The sequence below is a fragment of the Stutzerimonas kirkiae genome (assembly GCF_004327335.1).
Classification (GTDB): domain Bacteria; phylum Pseudomonadota; class Gammaproteobacteria; order Pseudomonadales; family Pseudomonadaceae; genus Stutzerimonas; species Stutzerimonas kirkiae.
On record NZ_QJUO01000013.1, the window covers coordinates 56,381 to 71,783 of the forward strand.

Sequence of the window (15,403 nt, forward strand, 5' to 3'; positions counted from 1 at the left end):
AGGCTGGAAAGCTGGACGAAAAAACCATGCCAGGCTCTTTCGTCCAGCCTCCAGCGCTCTTTTCGACTGTTTGCCGCGCGACAGCTATCCGGTCTGGCCCGGCGAATGTGTGCAAGGCGGCCGCCACCTGAGTTTTCCATGGCCGGCGCAGTCCAGCACATTGGCGATCGCGATCACCTGCCCTTCCCGCAGCAGCAGAGGCAGGCGCGGGCGGATGAACTCGGGAATGCCGGCCTCCTGCAGCAGGCGCTTGAGATCACGCCGGCCACGTCCGGGCCGGTCGAGTATTTCCCCGCCCTGGCGGTAAGCGATGCTCAGCCGGCCCGCGGGGGCAGCGCCTTCGAACCAGACCGTCCCATTTGCCGGCAGCGGCAACGGCTTCTGCAGCGCGGCCCAGGGCTGCTCCTGGCCGGCCCAGGCAGCGCACCAGAGCGATTCGAGCCATACCAGGCGGCGCCCATGGCGGCGCAGCTCTCCACCGTCCAGCCGCCAGCGTGGGCTGGCATCAACGGCCGCATCGCGCAAAGCCTCCCAGCCCCGCCAGTGGCGGCTATCCGGCAAGCGGCCGAAATCCGCCAGCCAGTGGCGCAAGAGGTTGCGCTGGCGCGCACTGGATAGCTGGCGCAGTGCATCGAGGTCCAGGCAGGGGAAATCCAGCCAGTCGAGGGGCGGCCCCATGCGGCAGGACTGCAGGTCGAGTTCGGCCAATTCCTGCAACAGCACCTGCGCCTCGGCCTGCTGCGCAGCGGCACGCGCCAGCACCGCCGGGGCCTGGGGCCAGTGCCGGCGCAAGCGCGGCAGGATCTCCTGGCGCAGGAAATTGCGCGCCAGCCGGGTATCGGTATTCGATGGGTCCTCGACCCAGTTCAGCCCATGCCGTTCGGCATAAGCCTGCAAAACGGCACGCGGAACCCCAAGCAGCGGACGCACCAGGCGCCCCGCCGCCAGCGGTCGGCTGGCCGGCATCGCCGCCAGGCCACGTACACCCGCCCCACGCAACAGCCGATAGAGAATGGTTTCCGCCTGGTCATCCTGATGCTGGGCCTGCAGCAGCAGTTCGCCAGGCCCCAGCAACGCCTGGAAAGCGCCATAGCGGGCCTCGCGCGCGGCGCGTTCCAGGCTGCTGCCAGGGTCGACCCGCACCCGCCGTACACAGAGTTCTACGCCCAGCGCCAGGCAGACAGTCTGGCAGTGCTCGACCCATGCGTCGGCGACCGCCTGCAATCCGTGGTGGACATGGATGGCGCGCACCTCGGGCAGCCGCTGGCGTGCGGCCAGAGCGACCATGGCATGCAGCAGGACGGTAGAATCCAGGCCGCCGGAAAAGGCAATCCAGACCCGCCCGGATGGCAGCCAGGGCTTCAGTGCGTCGAGCAGGTGTGCTTCGAAATCCTGGTCATCCATGGCATGAGCATCCCACGGCCAGTGTCGTATCGAGGAGCGATCGGCAGCGGATGCGCCGGGTAATGGCCCATCCGTATCGAATCGAGGAGCGAATATCCGCCGCCTGCCGGCGCGCGTGGCGCACCCTGCCCAGTGACGCCGGCACTAGCCTGGGACCGTCCAGGCTCGTGCAGGCCATGGCGCTTACTGGACGCCGAAGCCCATCAGGCGCTCGTAGCGCTGGGCCAGCAGGGTTTCGGTATCGAACCCCTTGAGCACGTCCAACTGCTCGTTCAGCACATCGCGGATGCTTTCGGCAATCGCCTGCGGATTGCGGTGGGCACCACCCAAGGGCTCGGTAATGATCCTGTCGACGATGCCCAGGTCCTTCAGGCGGGCAGCGGTGACGCCCATGGCTTCGGCCGCTTCCGGCGCCTTTTCCGCCGTACGCCAGAGGATCGAGGCGCAACCTTCCGGCGAAATCACCGCGTAGGTGGAGTACTGCAACATGTTCAGGCGGTCGCCGACACCGATCGCCAGCGCGCCGCCCGAACCGCCCTCGCCGATCACGGTGGCGATGATCGGGGTTTTCAAACGGGACATGACCCGCAGGTTCCAGGCGATGGCCTCGCTCTGGTTGCGCTCCTCGGCGTCGATGCCGGGATAGGCGCCGGGGGTGTCGATGAAGGTCAGGATCGGCATCCTGAAGCGCTCGGCCATCTCCATCAGGCGGCAGGCCTTGCGGTAGCCCTCGGGACGCGGCATGCCGAAATTGCGGCGGACCTTCTCGCGCACTTCACGGCCTTTCTGGTGACCGATCACCATCACCGGCTGGCCCTCGAGGCGGGCTACGCCGCCGACGATGGCAGCATCATCGGAAAAGTGCCGGTCACCGTGCAGTTCTTCGAACTCGGTGAACAGGTTGCCGATGTAGTCCAGCGTATAGGGGCGCTGCGGGTGACGCGCCAGTCGAGCGATCTGCCAACTGCTCAGGTTGGCGAAGATGCTTGCAGTGAGCGACTCGCTCTTGTCCTGCAGGCGGGCGACCTCATCGCCGATGTTCAGTGAGTTGTCATTGCCTACCAATCGCAGCTCTTCGATCTTGGCTTGCAGGTCGGCAATCGGCTGTTCGAAATCCAGAAAATTCGGGTTCATTAGGTATCCGTCATGCGTCGACGGCCTCGAAGGCCGGGAGCTGTTCCGTTTTTTGTGCGCCATACCTTACGGGAAGGAGGCATTCAGGTCGACACCCGGGGCGAAAAACGCTGGAGCCTCGAGGCTGGACGAAACGCGGAAAACCACCCGCCACTCCCGCCTTGCCAGATGTCGACATCGGCAATGACCCCATCAGGGCGTCATCGGTATTGCAAAAAGACGTTGTCGCGTCCGAACTGGTCACGCAATGCCTGAATCAAATTGTCGGCGGGGTCGATCCGCCAGCGCTCGCCGAACTGCAGGAGCGCCCTGGCATCGCCACCAATATAGTCCAACGTGACCGGGCAGGCACCACGATGACGCCCGCAGATTTCGGCCAGCCAACGCACCCGATCGCCTTTCAGCGCATCATTGCCCAGACGCAGGCGCAGGCTTTCGGCCAGCCCGGTGCGCGCCTCTTCGAGGCTCATCACACGCTTGGCACGCAAGCGCAGGCCACCGGAAAAGTCATCGTTGCTGACCTCCCCCTCAACCACCACCAGCGCATCGGTCTGCAACAGGGCCTGGGCGCTGTTGAAGGCCTCGGCGAACAGCGAGGCCTCGATACGCCCGGAACGGTCGTCGAGGGTGATGAAGCCCATCTTGTCGCCTTTCTTGTTCTTCATCACCCGCAGGTTGACGATCAGGCCGGCGATGGTCTGGGTATCCCGCGCCGGGCGCAGGTCGACGATGCGCTGCCGCGCGAAGCGCCGCACCTCGCCTTCGTATTCGTCGATGGGGTGCCCCGTCAGGTAGAGGCCGAGGGTGTCCTTCTCGCCCTTCAGGCGCTCCTTCATCGACAGTTCACGCACCTTGCGGTGATTGGCATAGACATCCGCCTCGGGCTCGCTGAACAGCCCGCCGAACAGGTCCATATGGCCGCTTTCCTGGCTGCGTGCGGTCTGCTCGGCCGCCTGCACCGCCTCCTCCACCGCCGCCAGGAGGATCGCCCGGTTCTGGTCCAGGCTGGCCTGATAGGCCTTCGGCTCGTCGAAGAAGCACGGCCCCAGGCGATCCAGGGCGCCGCCACGGATCAGGGCCTCGAGGGTGCGCTTGTTGATGCGCTTGAGGTCGATACGCGCGCAGAAATCGAACAGATCCTTGAACGGCCCCGCCTGACGCGCCTCGACGATGGCCTCGACAGGCCCCTCGCCAACGCCCTTGATCGCCCCCAGGCCATAGACGATGCGCCCCTCCTCATTGACCGTGAACTTGAATTCCGAGGTGTTCACGCAGGGCGCGTCGATGCGCAGCTTCATGCTGCGGCACTCTTCGATCAGCGTCACCACCTTGTCGGTGTTGTGCATGTCCGCCGACAGCACCGCCGCCATGAATGGCGAAGGATAGTGCGCCTTGAGCCAGGCGGTCTGGTAGGAAACCAGGCCATAGGCGGCCGAGTGCGACTTGTTGAAGCCGTAGCCCGCGAACTTCTCCACCAGGTCGAAGATATTCCCCGCCAGCTCACCGTCGATGCCGTTGTTCGCGCAGCCTTCGATGAAGCCGCCGCGCTGCTTGGCCATCTCCTCCGGTTTTTTCTTGCCCATGGCGCGGCGCAGCATATCCGCGCCGCCCAGGGTGTAGCCGGCCATGACCTGGGCGATCTGCATCACCTGTTCCTGGTAGAGGATGATGCCATAGGTCGGTTTCAGTACCGGCTCCAGGCCGGCGTACTGGTAGTCGGGGTGTGGATAGGAGAGCTCGGCACGACCGTGCTTGCGGTTGATGAAGTCGTCCACCATGCCCGACTGCAGCGGGCCGGGGCGGAACAGTGCGACCAGGGCGATCATGTCTTCCAGGCAGTCAGGCTTGAGCTTCTTGATCAGCTCCTTCATGCCGCGCGACTCGAGCTGGAACACCGCCGTGGTCTCGGCCTTCTGCAGCATGTCGTAGGTTTTCTTGTCATCCAGCGGGATGAAGTCGATATTGACCAGTTCCTCGTCCGCCGCGCCATCGCGCTTCTGGATGCGATGGATGGTCTCCATCGCCCACTTGATGATGGTCAGGGTACGCAATCCGAGGAAGTCGAACTTGACCAGGCCGGCCTGCTCGACATCGTCCTTGTCGTACTGGGTGACCAGGCCACCACCCTCTTCGTCGCAGGCGATCGGCGCGAAATCGGTGAGTTTGGTCGGCGCGATGACCACACCACCCGCGTGCTTGCCGGTACCCCGGGTGATACCTTCGAGCTTGAGCGCCATTTCCCAGATTTCCGCCGCTTCCTCATCGTTCTTGAGGAAATCGCGCAGCGGTTCTTCCATCTCGTAGGCCTTCTCCAGGGTCATGCCCACTTCGAAGGGAATCATCTTCGACAACCGGTCGGCCAGGCCGTAGGACTTGCCCTGCACCCGCGCCACGTCGCGCACCACCGCCTTGGCCGCCATGGTGCCGAAGGTGATGATCTGGCTGACCGCGTTGCGCCCATAGGCTTCGGCCACATAGTCGATGACCCGGTCACGGCCATCCATGCAGAAGTCGACATCGAAGTCGGGCATGGACACCCGCTCCGGGTTGAGGAAGCGTTCGAACAGCAGGTCGTAGGCCAGCGGGTCGAGGTCGGTGATCTTCAGCACGTAGGCGACCAGGCTGCCGGCACCCGAGCCACGCCCCGGCCCTACCGGCACGCCGTTGTTCTTGGCCCACTTGATGAAGTCCATGACGATCAGGAAGTAACCGGGGAACCCCATCTGGATGATGATATCCAGCTCGAAATTGAGGCGATCGAGATAGACCTGCCGCTTCGCCTGGTAGTCGGGGGTGTCCTTGGGCAGCAGCACCGCCAGGCGCTCGTCCAGGCCCTCGAAGGAGGCATGCCGCAGGTAGTCGTCGATGCCCATGCCATCAGGTGTCGGGAAATCCGGCAGGAAGTACTTGCCCAGTTGCACCTCGATATTGCAGCGGCGCGCGATCTCGACCGTGTTCTCCAGCGCCTCCGGCAGGTCGCTGAACAGCTCGGCCATCTCCTGCGGGGTCTTCAGATACTGCTGGTCGGAATAATTGCGCGGCCGGCGTGGATCGTCGAGGGTACGGCTCTCGCCGATGCAGACGCGGGTCTCATGGGCCTCGAAGTCCTCCTGGCGCAGGAAGCGCACATCGTTGGTCGCCACCAGCGGCACGCCGAAACGGTCGGCCAGCGCCACCGCCGCATGCAGGTATTCCTCGTCATTCACCCTGCTGGTGCGCTGCACCTCAAGGTAGAAGCGGTCGCCGAACACCTGCCGCCACTCTTCCAGCAGCGTTTCCGCCAGAGCCGGTTCCCCCGCCAGCAGGGCATGGCCGATATCGCCCTCCTTGGCACCGGACAGCGCTATCAGCCCCTCGGCGGCTTCCTTCACCCACTCGGGCTGGATGATCACCATCTCGTTGCTCTGGCCGTCGGTCCAGCCACGCGATACCAGCTCCGTCAGGTTGCGATAACCCTTGGCATCCATCACCAGCAGGGTCATGCGGCTCAGCGGGCCGTCTTCCTGGCGGCTGGCCAGCCAGATATCGGCACCGCAGATAGGCTTGATGCCGCCGCCCATGGCGGCCTTGTAGAACTTGACCAGCGAGCACATGTTGCTCTGGTCGGTGACCGCCACCGCCGGCATCCCCGCCGCCGCCGCCGCCTTGACCAGCGGCTTGACCCGCACCAGCCCATCGACCAGGGAAAACTCGGTATGCAGACGGAGATGTACGAATGGAACGGACATGGACGGGCCTTGGAGTCACCACGAAAACGAGCCCGGCATTGTAGCGGATACACAACCGCTCCGGGGCCACCGCATCGGCCGCCCAGGCGATTCGGCACGCGGTCCCGGGTATGCGTCCTGGAAATACAGCCGGGTTGGCAATCAAGTGCGCGCTTCATCGTAGGCCGCTGGCGGCGTCCAGGTGCCGGTCCTGTCGCGAACCTGGCCAGCCCCGCTACGAAACACGCATGAACCCGTCGCCCATATGAATAAGGGAGTGCTCTTCGCCAGCGTCCCTGAAGACGAAGGTTTCGAAACAGGGCTGCCGGGTTCGCGGCAAATACCGCAGTGACTATAGGAAGAGCCGCCGCCGTACGGGATCACTTGGAGGGTGTTCGGCTTCACCAGTTCTTTCCCACAGACACCGCCGAGAGTGGCTGTGCGAATGCCTGGTGGTGGGACGGGGCCTTCGCCGCCAGGGATGGCGGCGAAGAGCTACAGGAATGTATTCACCCGCCACCAGGCATTCGCACAGGGCCGATGGGGCCGAGGTCGCGCCGTACGATCCCGGAGCCAGGCACACTATTCGCAAACCAGTAATAACGCAGCATGGCCGACGCGCAGCAGGTCATGAACAGGTTCTCAGATCGAGAAGGTGGCAGCCTGGGCTTCCTCGAGCAGCCTGCGCACAGGTGCGAAGGAGCGTCGATGGATGGGCGTGACGCCCAGTGCCTGCAGGGCGGCCAGATGGGTTGGCGTCGGATAGCCCTTGTGCCCTGCCAGGCCGTAGCCCGGGTACAGCCGATCCAGCTCGCACATCTCGCGGTCCCGGCTGACCTTGGCCAGGATCGACGCCGCCGCGATCGCCGGTACCTGGCTGTCGCCTTTCACCACCGGGGCCGCGGGCACCGCCAGGCGCGGGCAGCGATTGCCATCGATCAGCGCCAGCTTCGGCGTCACCGCCAGCCCCTCTACTGCGCGCTGCATGGCCAGCATGGTGGCATGCAGGATATTCAGACGATCGATTTCCTCCACCTCGGCCCGGGCGATGCACCATGCCAAAGCCTTTTCGCGGATTTCGTCGAACAAACGCTCGCGGCGTGCCTCGCTGAGCTTCTTCGAATCGTTGAGGCCCTGGATCGGCCGTGTCGGATCGAGTATCACCGCGGCAGTGACCACCGGCCCGCACAGCGGGCCACGGCCGACTTCATCGACACCGGCCACCAGGGCTTCCACCAGCGAGAAATCAAGCCCGAGCTGCATCGTTCGCTCCGATCAGCTCCAGCACGGCATCGGCCGCCTGGCTGGAGGCACCGCAACGCAACAAGCGGTGGATGCGATCGAACCCTTCGGTCTGCACCTCGCCATGCTCCAGCAGCGGCGACAGGGACTGCGCCATGGCCTCGGGCGTGGCCGCATCCTGGATCAGCTCGGGTACCAGCATGCGCTGCGCCAACAGGTTGGGCAGGGAAATATAAGGGCTTTTCACCAGCCGCTTGAGAATCCGGTAGGTCAAGGGCGCAACATGGTACGCAACCACCATTGGCCGCTTGTACAACAGCGCCTCGAGGGTTGCCGTACCCGAAGCGATCAGCACCGCATCGCAGGCCGCCAGCGCCTCATGCGAGCGCCCGTCGAGCAAGGTCAGCGGCAGGTCGCGCCCACCCAGCATCCGCTCCAGTTGCTCGCGCCGCGCCGCACTGGCGCAAGGCAGGACGAAATGGATACCCGGGCGCAGCGCCCGCAGGCGCTCGGCCGCCGCCAGGAAACGCCCGCCGAGGCGCGCCACTTCGCCGCCCCGGCTACCCGGCATCAATGCCACCACACTGCCCTGCTCCGGCAGCCCCAGGGCGGCCCTGGCGGTGCCACGATCCGCCTCCAGGGGAATGGTGTCAGCCAGTGGATGGCCAACGAAACGCACCTTGACCGCGTGCTCATCGTAGAAGCGCGCCTCGAAGGGAAACAGCGTCAGCATCAGGTCGCAGGCCTTGCGAATCTTCAATACCCGCTTCTGCCGCCAGGCCCAGACCGACGGGCTGACATAGTGCACGGTACGGATACCGGCCTGGCGCAACCTGAGCTCGAGATCGAGATTGAAGTCGGGCGCGTCGATACCGATGAAGACATCGGGACGCGCCTCGACCAGGGTTCGCAACAGGCGCCGGCGCCGGCGCAGCAACTCCGGCAGACGCCCCAGTACCTCGACCAGCCCCATCACGGCCAGGCGCTCCTGGGGAAAATAGGAACGCAACCCACGGGCTTCCATACGCGGCCCGCCGACACCGATGAACTCGATATCGCCGTGCCGCGCCTGCAGCGCTTCCATCAGGCCCGCACCGAGAATGTCACCGGAAGACTCCCCCGCCACCAGGGCGATACGGAGCGGCTTGCCCATCAGCGCGTGATGCCCCGGGTCGAATTCAGGATGGTCTGGCGGAACAGCGCGACTTCCTCGAAAGCCCCGGCATCCTCGGCCAGTTCCTCCAGGGCCGCCTCGACGGTCAAGCCACGGCGGTAGACCGTGCGATAGGCATTGCGCAGGGCATGCATGACCTCGGACGAGAAGCCCCGGCGGCGCATGCCTTCGAAATTCATGCTGCGCGCCTCGGCCGGATTGCCGGAGACCGTCACATAGGCGGGCACATCCTTGCCGATGGCCGAACCCATGGCGGCGAAACTGTGAGCACCGATATGGCAGAACTGGTGCACCAGGGTATAGCCGGAGAGTATCGCCCAGTCGCCGATATGCACATGCCCGGCCAGCGCGACATTGTTCACCAGGATACAGTGGTCACCGACCACGCTGTCGTGGCCGATATGGGCATAGGCCATGATCAGGTTGTGATCGCCCACCGTGGTTTCGTCACGATCCTGGATGGTGCCACGGTGCATGGTGACACCTTCACGGATGATGTTGTGGTCACCGATCACCAGGCGCGTCGGCTCCCCCTTGTACTTGCGATCGGGAGTGTCTTCGCCCAGCGAAGCGAACTGGTAGATGCGATTGTCCCTGCCAATTCTGGTCGGCCCCTTGATGATCACATGGGGGCCGAGCACCGTACCCTCGCCGATTTCCACGTCGGGCCCAATGATCGACCAGGGGCCGACGACAACGTCATCGGCCAACCTGGCACTGGGATCGATGATGGCGCGTGGGTCGATCAAACTCATAGTTTGCGTTCCGCACAGATGATCTCGGCCGAACAGACTTCCTTGCCATCCACGGTGGCCCTGCAATCGAATTTCCAGATGCTGCGCTTGCAACTGATGAAACGTGCCGCGAGGATCAGTTGATCGCCCGGGACTACGGGCTGGCGAAAGCGCAGCTTGTCCGAACCGACGAAGTAGTACAGCGTTCCATCCTCGGGCTTCACCCCCATCATCTTGAAGCCGAGGATACCGGCGGCCTGCGCCATGGCTTCGATGATCAGCACCCCAGGCATGATCGGGTGCTGGGGGAAGTGGCCATTGAAGAACGGCTCATTGATGGTGACGTTCTTGTAGGCGCTGATGCTCTTGGCCTCGAGATCCAGCTCCGCTACGCGATCGACCAGCAGGAACGGGTAACGGTGTGGCAAGAACTCGCGAATCTCGTTGATATCCATCATTTCAGGAAAAAGCCTGTAAGTAATAAGTGACCTTGTCCGCACAACACCGGCTAAGGTACGCGGACAAGCGGTTGCCCAAATCAGGCGGGCAACCGAAAAAGAGGGTCAGGTGTCAGAAGAATCATCTTCTCCCGAGGTCACAGCGGCCAGACGTTTTTCCAGTTGTTGCAGGCGCCGGGCCATGTCGTCGAGCTGGCGGATACGCGCCGCGCTCTTGCGCCAGTCCGAAGCCGTCTGCATGGCCGTACCGGAGGAATAACTACCCGGCTCTGAAATGGAGCGGGTCACCATGGTCATGCCGGTCACGAACACATTGTCACAGACATCGATATGCCCGACCATTCCAACGCCGCCGGCGATCATGCAGTTGCGACCGATACGTGTACTACCGGAAATACCGACACAACCTGCCATCGCGGTATTGTCGCCCACCTGTACGTTGTGGGCGATCATTATCTGATTATCCAGCTTCACGCCATTGCCGAGGCAGGTGTCGGAAAGCGCCCCACGGTCTATCGTGGTGTTCGAGCCGATCTCGACATCATCGCCGATGGTCACGCCGCCAATCTGCGCGATCTTCTGCCAGACGCCCTTCTCGTTGGCGAAACCGAAGCCCTCGCCACCGATGACCGCACCGGACTGGATCACCACACGCTTGCCGATGGCGACATCGTGATAGAGCGTGACCCTGGGCGCCAGCCGCCCGCCCTCGCCGACCCGGCTGCGCGCGCCGATATAGCAATGGGCGCCGATGACCACATCGGCGGCGATCTGCGCAGCCGATTCGATCACCGCGTAAGGACCGATGGCAGCCGTCTCGTGCACGCAGGCATCGGCCGCGACCACCGCGCTGGGGTGGATGCCCGGCACGCTGGCGGGCCGCGTCTCGAACAGATGGGAAGCCTGCGCATAGGCCAGGTAGGGGTTCTCGACCAGCAGGGCCGAGCCACCATAGGCCTGGGCATCCTGCTCGGTCAGCAGCACCGCCGAAGCGGCGGTTCGCTCCAGGTACTTGCGATACTGGCTGTTGGCAAGAAAACTCAATTGCCCTTCGGCCGCGTCCTGCAGCGTGGCCAGACCAGTGATCGGCTGGTCGGCATCGCCCTGCAGCCTGGCGCCGAGCAGCTCGGCCAGTTGGCCGAGCGTATAAGCGAAAGCGGACATGATCAGCGCAGCTGGTTCATGCGCTCGATGACCTTGCGAGTGATATCGAACTGAGGTTTGACATCGACTACCGCACCACGCTCGAGCACCAGGTCGTAGTTGCCGCTCTTGATCACTTCCTCGACCGCCTTGTCCAGCTTCGGCTTGAGTTGCTGCAGCATGTCGCGGTCCGCCACGGCCTTGGACTCGTTCAGTTCCTTGGACTGGAACTGGAAGTCACGCGCCTTCTGCTTGAATTCCAGCTCGAGACGCTCGCGCTCGGCCTGCTGCATCTTTTCGCCATCCTTGACCAGACGATCCTGGATCTTCTTGGCGTCGCCTTCGAGGGTCTTCAGCTTGTTCAACTGGGGGCCGAACTTCTTCTCGGCATCCACCGAGTAGCGCTTCGCCGCATCGGATTCCAGCAGCGCCATCTGATAGTCCAGTACCGCGACTTTCATCTCGGCGAAAGCCGGAGATGCCATCAAGGCAGCGGCGACGAAAAACAGCTGAGTCAACTTACGCACGGTATACACCACTCCTGAAAACTGCAGCGACAGGCTGCAGGTTGTTAAAAGGTTTGCCCGAGGGAGAACTGGAAGACCTGGGTATCGGCATCGTCGGGCTTCTTGACCGGCATGGCCAGGCTAAAGCTCAACGGCCCCATGGCGGTGATCCAGGTCAGGCCCACACCGACCGAACTGGCCAGGTCGCCGAAGTCGATATCACGGCAGTTGGCCGAGCCCGACGGGCAATTGGTATCGAATACGTTACCGACATCCCAGAACAGCGAAGTACGCAACGAGCGCTGGTCCTTGACGAAGGGTAGCGGGAACAGCACTTCCAGGCCGCCCTGTACCAGTACGTTACCGCCGAACGGCAGCGGGTCCTGGTCCGGGTCGGTGTAGCGGCCATCGGCACCGATAGAGCCATCGGTGATGACGTTGCCATTCGCGTCCCTGGCGATACTCGGCGTACTGCGCGGGCCGAGGCTGCTGTCCTCGAAGCCGCGCACGGAGTTGAAACCGCCGGCGTAGTAATGCTCGTAGAACGGCAGGCGCGAAGTCGAACCATAGCTGTCACCATAGCCCAACTGGGTATGCATGCGCAGGGTATAGCTCTGGCTCAGCGGCACGAACAACTGGCCGTTGTAGTCGAGCTTGAAGAACGACAGGTCGCTGCCGGGAATGGTCGATTCCAGCACCAGGCTCTGCGAATGGCCACGGGTGGCCAACACACCGCGGTTCAGGGTCGACTGCGACCAGCCCACGGAGGCCTTGACGTTCAGGAAGCGATCGCCTTCCTCGTCCATGAAATCGAGAATCTCGTCCACGGTATAGCGACCGGTGTCGAGGCTGTCCTGCTGCACGGTCATGCCGAACGACAGACGCGACGTTTCGCTGATCGGGTAACCGATGTTCACGCCAGCACCCAGGCTGTCCACCGAGTAACTGGAAACGTCATAATCGAGCTTGTCGTAGTCGGTGGTGCGATAGAAGGCGTTGTAGCCCAGGCTCACACCATCCTCGGTCCAGTAGGGATCGACGAAGCCGAAGTTGTAGCGCTGTTGGTACTCGCTGCGGGTCAGGCCGATGCTGACCCGGTTACCGGTACCGAGGAAGTTGTTCTGGCTGATCGAGCCACCGAGGATCAGGCCGGCATTCTGCGCGAAACCGATACTGGCCATGATCGAACCGGATGGCTGCTCCTCGACGGTGTAGTTGACGTCGATCTGGTCATCCGAGCCCGGCACCTGCGGCGTCTCGACATTGACTTCCTTGAAGAAGCCCAGCCGCTCCAGACGCACCTTGGACTGGTCGATCAGGTAGGTGGAGGCCCAACCGCCCTCCATCTGGCGCATCTCACGGCGCAGTACCTCGTCCTCGGTCTTGGTGTTGCCACGGAAATTGACGCGGTTGACATAGGCCCTGCGACCCGGGTCGACGACGAAGGTCAGGGAAACCGTGTTGTCCTCGTCATGCGGCTCGGGAATACCATTGACGTTGGCGAAGGTATAACCCTCGTTACCCAGGCGCCGCGTGATCAGCTCGGAGGTAGTGGTCATCACCTTGCGCGAGAACACCTGCCCTTCCTTGGCCAGCAGCAGGGAGCGGATTTCCTCTTCCGGCACCTTGAGGTCGCCACTGAGCTTCACTTCGCGCAGGGTGTAGCGCTGGCCTTCGTCGATGTTCACCGTCACGTAGACATTCTTCTTGTCCGGCGTGATAGACACCTGGGTCGAGGTGATATCCATGTTGATATAGCCGCGGTCCAGGTAATAGGAACGCAGGCGTTCCAGGTCACCCGAGAGTTTCTCCCGCGCATATTTGTCATCGTTGCGGAAGAACGACAGCCAGTTGGTGATCTTCAGCTCGAACAGGTCGGCCAGGTCCTCATCCGAGAACACCGAGTTGCCGACCACATTGATATGTTTGATCGCAGCGACCGAGCCTTCGTTGATCTTGATCTTCAGGGCCACGCGGTTGCGCGGCTGCGCCACCACTTCCGTTTCGATACTGGCGGAATAGCGGCCCTGGCCGACGTACTGGCGCTGCAGTTCGTTGCGCACGCCTTCGAGCGTGGCACGCTGGAAGATTTCGCCCTCGGCCAGTCCGGACTGCTGCAGCCCGGACAGCAGGTCCTCGGTCTTGATCGCCTTGTTGCCCTCGATCTCGATGGCCGAGATGGACGGGCGCTCGACGACACTGACCACCAGCACGTCATTCTCGCGACCAAGCTGGATGTCCTGAAAGAACCCGGTGCGGAACAGTGCCCGTGTCGCGTCGACCAGGCGTGAATCGTCGACGGCATCGCCCACGTTCAACGGCAATGCGCCGAATACGCTGCCGGCGGAAACCCGCTGCAAGCCGTTTACACGAATATCGGAGATGGTGAAGGACTCGGCGTGAACTTCGGCAATCATCAACGCGGAAATAACCGCAGGTAGCAGCAGACGTTTCATGAAGTCCTTTCTTAGCTCTAGACCAGTGGATGAACCAGCGCTTGGCGTGGCGACATTACTATTCGGCGCTACAGGCGGCCAAGATCGTTGACCAGTGCCAGCAGCATCACCCCGACCACGAGGCTGATGCCGATCTGCACGCCCCAACCCTGCACCCGATCCGACAAGGGACGACCACGGACCCACTCGACCAGATAGAAGAGCAGATGCCCGCCATCGAGCACGGGGATTGGCAAAAGATTGAGCACCCCAAGGCTAATGCTCAGATAGGCGAGGAAGTTTAGAAAGTCACCTAGACCAGACTGGGCAGAAGCGCCCGCCACTTTAGCAATGGTTATCGGACCGCTCAAGTTTTTTACCGACAGTTCACCAAAGAGCATTTTCTTCAGTGACTCGAGGGTAAGGAGCGTCATGGACCAGGTGCGCTTCAGCCCTTCAAGGACACTTTCGAACGGCCCGTGGCTGATTTCACGCAGCATGTCCGCGGGCCACTCGCCGCCGGCAACGCCTGCCCCCAGGTAGCCACGGCGCACCTCGCCCTCGCCCCGCGTGGCCAGCGTCAGCGCGATATCCAGCACACGCCCATCCCGCTCCAGCGTCAGTGTTGCCGGCCGGCCCGCCATGGCCTGAACCTGGTCGACCACCTGCTGCCAGTCATCGAGCGATTGCCCATCCAGGCGCAACAGACGGTCACCGAGCCGCACACCAGCGGCCTGCGCGGGCCCCTCGGGGTCCAGTTGCGAAATGACCGGCGCGACCTGTGGCCGCCAGGGGCGAATACCCAGCGCGCCGATAGGGTCGGGCGTGTCTTCGCCCCTGAGCCAGTCCTTCAGGGCAATCTCGACGGTACGCTGCGCATCGCTGCCGGCATCCCGCACGCTCAATTCGAGGGTGCCGCTCTCGCCCAGGCGGCGCACCAGTTGCAGGTTGATCGCGGCCCAGCCATCGGTGGCACGCCCATCCACGGCAACGATCTCCTGATCGACCAGCAGCCCCGCCTGCTCGGCCAGGCTGCCCGGCGCGACGCCCCCCACCACCGGCCGCACCTGCTGCGAGCCGAGCATCGCCAGCAGCCAGAAAAATACGATGGCCAGCAGGAAATTGGCCGCCGGCCCCGCCACCACGATGGCGAAACGCTGCCTGACGGTCTTGCGATTGAATGCCTGGTCGAGCAAGGCATCGGGTACCGGTGCTTCGCGCTCATCGAGCATTTTCACATAGCCGCCCAGCGGGATCGCCGCGATCACGAATTCGGTCCCCTGGCGGTCATGCCAGCGCAGCAGCGGGCTGCCGAAACCGACGGAGAAACGCAGGACCTTGACCCCACAGCGACGCGCGACCCAGAAATGGCCGTATTCGTGGAAGGTCACCAGGACACCGAGGGCGACCAGGGTGCCAATGATCATGTACAACGCGCCCATAGAACTCTCCGCTGAAAAACCTTC

Annotated in this window: 11 protein-coding genes; all 11 read right to left on the bottom strand. The window is 63.3% G+C overall.

Annotated features, from left to right (window positions below; translation table 11 throughout):
* Positions 1–84 precede the first annotated feature (84 nt).
* The gene (gene tilS, locus DNJ95_RS09205; RefSeq protein ID WP_131184429.1) at positions 85–1,404 is read right to left on the bottom strand and encodes a tRNA lysidine(34) synthetase TilS; all 1,320 of its coding nucleotides are present in this window, start codon (positions 1,402–1,404) and stop codon (positions 85–87) included.
* 183 nt (positions 1,405–1,587) lie between these two features.
* Positions 1,588–2,538 (bottom strand): acetyl-CoA carboxylase carboxyltransferase subunit alpha, encoded by a 951-nt coding sequence (locus DNJ95_RS09210; RefSeq protein WP_131184430.1) that lies wholly within the window; start codon positions 2,536–2,538, stop codon positions 1,588–1,590.
* 200 nt (positions 2,539–2,738) lie between these two features.
* A complete protein-coding gene (dnaE, locus tag DNJ95_RS09215) occupies positions 2,739–6,266 on the bottom strand; it encodes a DNA polymerase III subunit alpha (protein WP_131184431.1) in 3,528 nt (1,175 codons plus the stop codon).
* A gap of 621 nt (positions 6,267–6,887) precedes the next feature.
* On the bottom strand, positions 6,888–7,508 hold the full coding sequence (gene rnhB / locus DNJ95_RS09220; RefSeq protein ID WP_131184432.1) for a ribonuclease HII: 621 nt from the start codon (positions 7,506–7,508) through the stop codon (positions 6,888–6,890).
* Positions 7,492–8,640: a lipid-A-disaccharide synthase gene (gene lpxB, locus DNJ95_RS09225; RefSeq protein ID WP_131184433.1), complete on the bottom strand. Its 1,149-nt coding sequence runs from the start codon at positions 8,638–8,640 to the stop codon at positions 7,492–7,494. The genes rnhB and lpxB overlap by 17 nt, the downstream gene beginning before the upstream one ends.
* On the bottom strand, positions 8,640–9,416 hold the full coding sequence (gene lpxA, locus DNJ95_RS09230; protein WP_131184434.1) for an acyl-ACP--UDP-N-acetylglucosamine O-acyltransferase: 777 nt from the start codon (positions 9,414–9,416) through the stop codon (positions 8,640–8,642). Before lpxA ends, lpxB begins: the two co-directional genes overlap by 1 nt.
* Positions 9,413–9,853: a 3-hydroxyacyl-ACP dehydratase FabZ gene (fabZ, locus tag DNJ95_RS09235; protein WP_131184435.1), complete on the bottom strand. Its 441-nt coding sequence runs from the start codon at positions 9,851–9,853 to the stop codon at positions 9,413–9,415. Before fabZ ends, lpxA begins: the two co-directional genes overlap by 4 nt.
* A 105-nt stretch (positions 9,854–9,958) precedes the next feature.
* A complete protein-coding gene (lpxD, locus tag DNJ95_RS09240; RefSeq protein WP_131184436.1) occupies positions 9,959–11,020 on the bottom strand; it encodes a UDP-3-O-(3-hydroxymyristoyl)glucosamine N-acyltransferase in 1,062 nt (353 codons plus the stop codon).
* A complete protein-coding gene (locus tag DNJ95_RS09245; RefSeq protein ID WP_131184437.1) occupies positions 11,020–11,523 on the bottom strand; it encodes an OmpH/Skp family outer membrane protein in 504 nt (167 codons plus the stop codon). The genes lpxD and DNJ95_RS09245 overlap by 1 nt, the downstream gene beginning before the upstream one ends.
* Before the next feature lie 44 nt (positions 11,524–11,567).
* Positions 11,568–13,958 (bottom strand): outer membrane protein assembly factor BamA, encoded by a 2,391-nt coding sequence (bamA, locus tag DNJ95_RS09250; RefSeq protein ID WP_131184438.1) that lies wholly within the window; start codon positions 13,956–13,958, stop codon positions 11,568–11,570.
* A gap of 68 nt (positions 13,959–14,026) precedes the next feature.
* The gene (gene rseP, locus DNJ95_RS09255; RefSeq protein ID WP_131184439.1) at positions 14,027–15,379 is read right to left on the bottom strand and encodes an RIP metalloprotease RseP; all 1,353 of its coding nucleotides are present in this window, start codon (positions 15,377–15,379) and stop codon (positions 14,027–14,029) included.
* Positions 15,380–15,403: the final 24 nt, after the last annotated feature.

What these genes read in the sequence shown, in the direction of transcription:
- tilS (WP_131184429.1), bottom strand. Translation starts at nt 1,404, where the DNA reads ATGGATGACCAGGATTTCGAAGCACACCTGCTCGACGCACTGAAGCCC.
- DNJ95_RS09210 (WP_131184430.1), bottom strand. Translation starts at nt 2,538, where the DNA reads ATGAACCCGAATTTTCTGGATTTCGAACAGCCGATTGCCGACCTGCAA.
- dnaE (WP_131184431.1), bottom strand. Translation starts at nt 6,266, where the DNA reads ATGTCCGTTCCATTCGTACATCTCCGTCTGCATACCGAGTTTTCCCTG.
- rnhB (WP_131184432.1), bottom strand. Translation starts at nt 7,508, where the DNA reads ATGCAGCTCGGGCTTGATTTCTCGCTGGTGGAAGCCCTGGTGGCCGGT.
- lpxB (WP_131184433.1), bottom strand. Translation starts at nt 8,640, where the DNA reads ATGGGCAAGCCGCTCCGTATCGCCCTGGTGGCGGGGGAGTCTTCCGGT.
- lpxA (WP_131184434.1), bottom strand. Translation starts at nt 9,416, where the DNA reads ATGAGTTTGATCGACCCACGCGCCATCATCGATCCCAGTGCCAGGTTG.
- fabZ (WP_131184435.1), bottom strand. Translation starts at nt 9,853, where the DNA reads ATGATGGATATCAACGAGATTCGCGAGTTCTTGCCACACCGTTACCCG.
- bamA (WP_131184438.1), bottom strand. Translation starts at nt 13,958, where the DNA reads ATGAAACGTCTGCTGCTACCTGCGGTTATTTCCGCGTTGATGATTGCC.
- rseP (WP_131184439.1), bottom strand. Translation starts at nt 15,379, where the DNA reads ATGGGCGCGTTGTACATGATCATTGGCACCCTGGTCGCCCTCGGTGTC.